At 74.4% G+C, this 5,026-nt stretch carries 5 protein-coding genes; 1 reads left to right on the top strand and 4 read right to left on the bottom strand.

The genetic code is table 11. From position 1 onward, the window contains the following. The 4 genes from GTR00_RS14280 to GTR00_RS14265 form a co-directional block, all read right to left on the bottom strand. The coding region (locus GTR00_RS14280; protein WP_323132484.1) for an FAD-dependent monooxygenase at positions 1–464 on the bottom strand (464 nt) is incomplete at its 3' end. A gap of 132 nt (positions 465–596) precedes the next feature. Beyond that, complete coding sequence (locus GTR00_RS14275) at positions 597–1,505, bottom strand: carbohydrate ABC transporter permease (RefSeq protein WP_166612274.1); 909 nt, start codon at positions 1,503–1,505, stop codon at positions 597–599. A 3-nt stretch (positions 1,506–1,508) separates the two neighbouring features. Further along, positions 1,509–2,435 carry a carbohydrate ABC transporter permease gene (locus GTR00_RS14270; RefSeq protein WP_166612273.1) on the bottom strand — a complete coding sequence of 309 codons (927 nt, stop codon included), beginning with the start codon at positions 2,433–2,435 and terminating at the stop codon, positions 1,509–1,511. A 67-nt stretch (positions 2,436–2,502) separates the two neighbouring features. Next, positions 2,503–3,792 carry an extracellular solute-binding protein gene (locus tag GTR00_RS14265; protein ID WP_166612272.1) on the bottom strand — a complete coding sequence of 430 codons (1,290 nt, stop codon included), beginning with the start codon at positions 3,790–3,792 and terminating at the stop codon, positions 2,503–2,505. A 231-nt stretch (positions 3,793–4,023) separates the two neighbouring features. Here GTR00_RS14265 and GTR00_RS14260 point away from each other — a divergent pair. Then, positions 4,024–5,026, top strand: a 1,003-nt coding sequence (locus GTR00_RS14260; protein ID WP_166612271.1) for a LacI family DNA-binding transcriptional regulator, incomplete at its 3' end; no start/stop codon positions are given.

The following is a 5,026-nucleotide window of genomic DNA, read 5'->3' as shown; positions in this document are numbered from 1 at the left end:
CCCTCGCGCAGCAGCCCCACCGCCTGCGCGCCGGTGCGCAGCTCGAAGCCGGGGTAGGCCCGCGCGCGGGAGGCCAGCAGGTCCAGGAAGTCCCACTGCGGCACCAGCGCCAGGAAGGGGAAGCGCCCCCGCAGCCGGGAGAAGTCCGCGACGGCGAACGTGCCGTCGTCGGTGGTCGCGCTCGCGCGCTGCACCCGCGCGTGCGGCAGGCGCAGGAAGTCCTCCGCCAGGCCCAGCTCGTCCAGCAGCCGCAGCGTGGAGGGGTGCACGGTGTCCCCGCGGAAGTCGCGCAGGAAGTCCTCGTGCTTCTCCAGCACGAGCACCGGCACGCCCGAGCGCGCCAGCAGCAGCCCCAGCACCACCCCGGCCGGGCCGCCGCCGGCGACGACGCAGCGCACCTCCTCCACGGCCCCGCCCGCACCGCCCGCACGGCGGGCACCGCCCGCGTCCCCGTCCGCGCTCACGGCGCCCTCCCCCGCCGGGTCGGCGACACGGCGCCCCGGCCGCGCCCATCGTGGCGCGACCGGGGCGCCGGCGGAACCCCCCGGCCGGTCCGCGCAGGAGGTGCGCGCGCAGGGCGCGCAGGAGGTGCGCGGTCACTGACCCCCGAGGCCGGTGGTCGCCACGCCGCGGATGATCTGCCGCTGGAACAGCATGAAGATGACCAGCAGCGGCAGGGCGGCGATCGTCGCGCCGGCCATGTCGGCCGCGAACGTCACGCCGAAGGCGTTCTTCACCGTCGCCAGCCCGACGGGCATGGTCATCAGGTCGGGGTCGTTGACGACGATGAACGGCCACAGGAAGTTGTTCCAGGCGCTGATGAACACGAAGATCGACACCGCGGCGAGCACCGATCGCGACAGCGGCATGACGATCTGCCAGAAGACCCGGAACGCACCGGCGCCGTCCATGCGGGCGGCCTCCTCCAGCTCCACCGGGATGCCGTCGAAGAACCCCTTGAGGACGAAGACCATCGCCGGGGCCACGAGCTGGGGCAGGATGATGCCCCAGTACGTGTCGACGAGGCCCAGGCTCAGCATCTGCCGGAACAGCGGCACGATGAGGATCTGGGGCGGAACCATGATCGCCGCGATCGTCAGCGCGTAGAGCCACTCGCGGCCCCGGAACACCGTGCGCGAGAAGCCGTAGGCGGCCATGGCCGAGATCAGCACGGTGACCGCGGTGACGACGACGGCGACCAGGACGCTGTTGAGCAGCCACAGCGGCAGGTTCGAGCTGGTCAGGACGGTCCGGAAGGAGTCCAGCGTGAACCCGCCCGCCTGCGGGAACCAACGGACCGGCAGCGAGGCGGCCTGGGCCTCGGACTTCAGGGCGGTGACCAGGCCCCACAGCAGCGGCAGCAGCCACAGGGCCGCCAGGGCGAGCAGTGCGGCGAACCCCAGCGCCCGCGGCAGCGTCCGGTGCCCCGGGCCCAGCGCGGAGCGCTGGGCGTCCGGTCGGGCCGGGCGCCGGCGCCGGGGCACGCTCGTGGTGGTCGTGGCCATGGCTCATGCCTCCCGGCGGTTGAACAGGCGCAACTGGGCGACGGACAGGACGATGACGAGCAGGAAGAAGATGTTGGCGATCGCCGAGGCGTACCCGAGCCGGTAGTTCGAGAAGCCCTGGTCGTACACGTAGAGCAGGATCGAGCGGGTGGCGTTGTCCGGTCCGCCGGACGTCATCTGGTAGATCTGGTCGAAGACCTTCAGGGACGCCAGCACCTGCAGCACGACGATGATCCCCGTGGTGCGCCCGAGCATGGGCAGGGTGATCGAGCGCAACGTGCGCCAGCCGCCCGAGCCGTCCAGGGCGGCCGCCTCGTACAGGTAACCGGGGATGTTCTGCAGACCCGCCAGGTACAGCAGGAAGTTGAACCCGGAGGTCCACCAGACGGTGGCGATGACGACGCTCCACATCGCCGAGCCCTCGCCCTGCACCCAGGCGACCGGGCCGATGCCGACGGCTCCCAGCCAGTCGTTGAGCAGGCCCAGCTCGGGCTGCAGGATCCACACCCACAGCAGCGAGACCACGGTGACGGGCAGCAGGTACGGCGCGAAGAACGCCAGCCGCCACAGCCACTGCCCCGGCAGCGAGAGGTGGACCAGCAGCGCCATGACCAGCGGCAGCACGACGAGCGGGACGGTGCTGGCGACGGTGAAGACCGCCGTGTTCAGCAGCGTCCGCCACACCAGCGGGTCGCTCAGCGCCTCGCCGAAGTTGCCGAAGCCGATCAGCCCCTCGCCGCCGCCGGACAGGCTGGCCCCGGTGAAGGCCAGGTAGACCCCGTACACCACCGGCCACAGCAGGAACCCGGCGAAGACGACCAGGAACGGGGCGGTGAACCAGAAGCCGCTGCCGAGGCCCGCGCGCCGGCTCGGCCGGCCCCGCGCGCCCGTCGGGGCGGTGCCGGGCCTGGACAGTTCCGCGGTGCTCATCGCCGCTCCCCCTGGTCGCTGGTGGTCGTGCCCGCTCGCGCCGCCGGTGCCGCGCTCGTCGCCCGCATCACGCCTCCGGGTCCGGGATGCGCAGCATGGCGTCGATGCGCTCGACCACGTCGTCCACGGCGGCGCGCGGGCTCGCCGCGCCGCTGAAGCCGCGGATGAGCGCCTGCGAGACCTGGTCCTGGAAGGTCGAGCCGGCCCCGGTGAACCACGCCGCCGGGTCGTAGACGGCGGTCTCGGCGGCGGAGGCGTAGCTGGTCTGGGGTTCGAGCTCGGCGTAGCCGGGCTCCTGCAGGACCGGCTTGTACGCCGGGATGTGGCCGGCCCTGGCCCAGGTGAGCGTCTGCTTCAGCAGGCCCGCCGCGGCCCGGTGGGTCGCCCGGCGCCTGTCCTCGTCGACGACGTCCTGGTGCGGCAGGACGAAGCTGTGCGAGTCCGCGTACCCGCGGGGCCGGCCGAACAGGGCCGGGAAGGGCGTGGCGCCCAGCGGGAAGCCGGCCTCCTGGAAGCCGGGCAGCTCCCACTCCCCGGAGAGGATCATGCCGGCGCGCCCGGCGTTGAACGTCGACAGCGCCGCGGGGTAGCTGGCCGTGGGGTCGGCGATCTCGCCGTCGAGCATGCGGTGCGCGAAGTCCACGACCTCCTCGGCGGCGGCGCGGTCGATGCCCACCGTGTCGCCGGAGAGGTCCAGCTCGCCCGCCAGCTGCCCGTAGAAGCTGAGGAAGAGCCGCAGCGCCTGGCCGGTGTCGACCTGGTAGCCGTACGCGACACCGGTGGCGCCGGTGGCGGCGGCCATGGCGCGCCCGGCGTCGAGGAAGGCCTCGGGCGAGGTCAGCGGCAGCAGCTCGCCGTCCGGGCCGAGCAGGCCCGCCCGCCCGGCGACGTCCCGGTTGTAGAAGAGGATGAACGGGTGGGTGTCCATCGGCACCGCGTACAGCTGCCCGTCGTGCTGGGCGCGCTGCCACGCGGCCGCCGGGAAGTCCTGCTCGGTGACGCCGAACTCGGCCAGCAGGTCCAGGTCCCACGGGTCCAGCAGCCCGCCGGGCGCGTAGCCGGCCAGCCGCGACAGGTGCAGGACGGCCATCTCCGGGGCCCGGCCGCCGGCCGAGGACATCGCCAGCTTGGTGTAGTACGGCGAGCCCCAGGCCAGGACCGTCGCGTCGATGCCCAGGCCCGGCACCTCCTGCTGCACCGCGTCGATCATCGTGCTCAGCTTGGCGCCGTCGGCGCCGCTGAAGAGGTTCCAGAACCGGACGGTCGTGCCGTCGGGACCACCCCCGCCCAGGTCGGCCACGCTGCCGCAGCCGGCCAGCGGCGCCAGCAGCCCGGCCGCCAGCCCTCCTCTCAGCACGCCCCGCCGGCTGGCGCCGGGTGCCCCCGCGGGGAGCGGGGTGCGCTGCGCACCGCCTGCCCCCCGTCGTCCTGACCACTTGCCGGTCATCCGTCGACCTCCTCGTCGTCGACCCATTGGTACATCGATGGACGGAAACTTGCAACGGTGGAACGGGACTTGCAACGGTGGAAGTCAGCGGCCAGAGTGGCGGGACGCAACACAGGGGTGCGTGATCGGAGAGGAGCTCCCGTGGCACGAGCGCGCCTGCAGGACGTCGCCGAGCGGGCCGGGGTGTCGGCCAAGACCGTCTCGAACGTCCTGCGCGACCACCCCCAGGTCCGTGCCGAGACCCGTCGGCGCGTGCAGGAGGCGATCGACGAGCTGCAGTACCGGCCCAGCGCGCTGGGCCGGCGGCTGCGCACCGGGCGCACCGGGCTGATCGCCCTGGCCCTGCCCGAGGTCGACATCCCCTACTACGCCGAGCTCGCCCGCCACGTGGTCGACGCCGCCCACGAGCGCGGCTACACCGTGCTGATCGAGCAGACCAGCGCCTCCCTGGAGGCCGAGCGCGCGCTGCTGGACGCCCCCGAGGCCGGCCTGGTCGACGGCGTGCTGCTCGACCCCGTCGCCGTCAGCGCCGCGGAGCTGCAGGCCCGGCACCTGCAGACCCCGATGGTCCTCCTCGGCGAGGGTCCCGCGCCCGAGCAGGTCGACCACGTGGGCATCGACGACCACGCCGCCGCCCGCGAGGCCACCGCGCACCTGCTGGCCTCCGGGCGCCGGCGCGTGGCCTTCCTCGGCGTGCAGCCCGGCGCGCGCGCCGCCACGGCCCGCCGCCGCCACGACGGCTGGGCCGCCGCGCTGCGGGAGGCGGGGGCGGCCGGCGCGCCGGCGCTGGTCGCGCCGGAGTTCTCCCCGGACGCCGGTGCGCGCGCGGTGCGCGCGGCCCTGGCCGCCGGGCGCACCTTCGACGCGCTGCTGTGCCCCAGCGACCTGCTGGCCGTCGGCGCGGTGTCGGCGCTGGCCGAGGCCGGCGTGCCCGTGCCCGAGCAGGTCGCGGTGGTCGGCTTCGACGACATCGCGCTGGCGGCCTACACCACCCCCGCGCTGACCAGCGTGCGCCTGGACCGCGCCGCCATCGCCGCCACGGCGCTGGACCTGCTCGCCGAGCGCATCGACGGCGCCGACGGGCCCGGCCGCCGCCGCACCACCGCCCACCGGCTGGTCGTGCGGCGCAGCTCCGCACCGCCCC

This window comes from Kineococcus indalonis (assembly GCF_009906395.1).
GTDB lineage: Bacteria > Actinomycetota > Actinomycetes > Actinomycetales > Kineococcaceae > Kineococcus > Kineococcus indalonis.
The sequence above is the reverse complement of the archived record's forward strand: the minus strand, read 5'-3'. Positions and strand labels throughout refer to the sequence as shown.

Bases quoted from the DNA above. Each gene is read 5' to 3' on its own strand.
- GTR00_RS14275 (WP_166612274.1), bottom strand. From the start codon at position 1,505: ATGGCCACGACCACCACGAGCGTGCCCCGGCGCCGGCGCCCGGCCCGA.
- GTR00_RS14270 (WP_166612273.1), bottom strand. From the start codon at position 2,435: ATGAGCACCGCGGAACTGTCCAGGCCCGGCACCGCCCCGACGGGCGCG.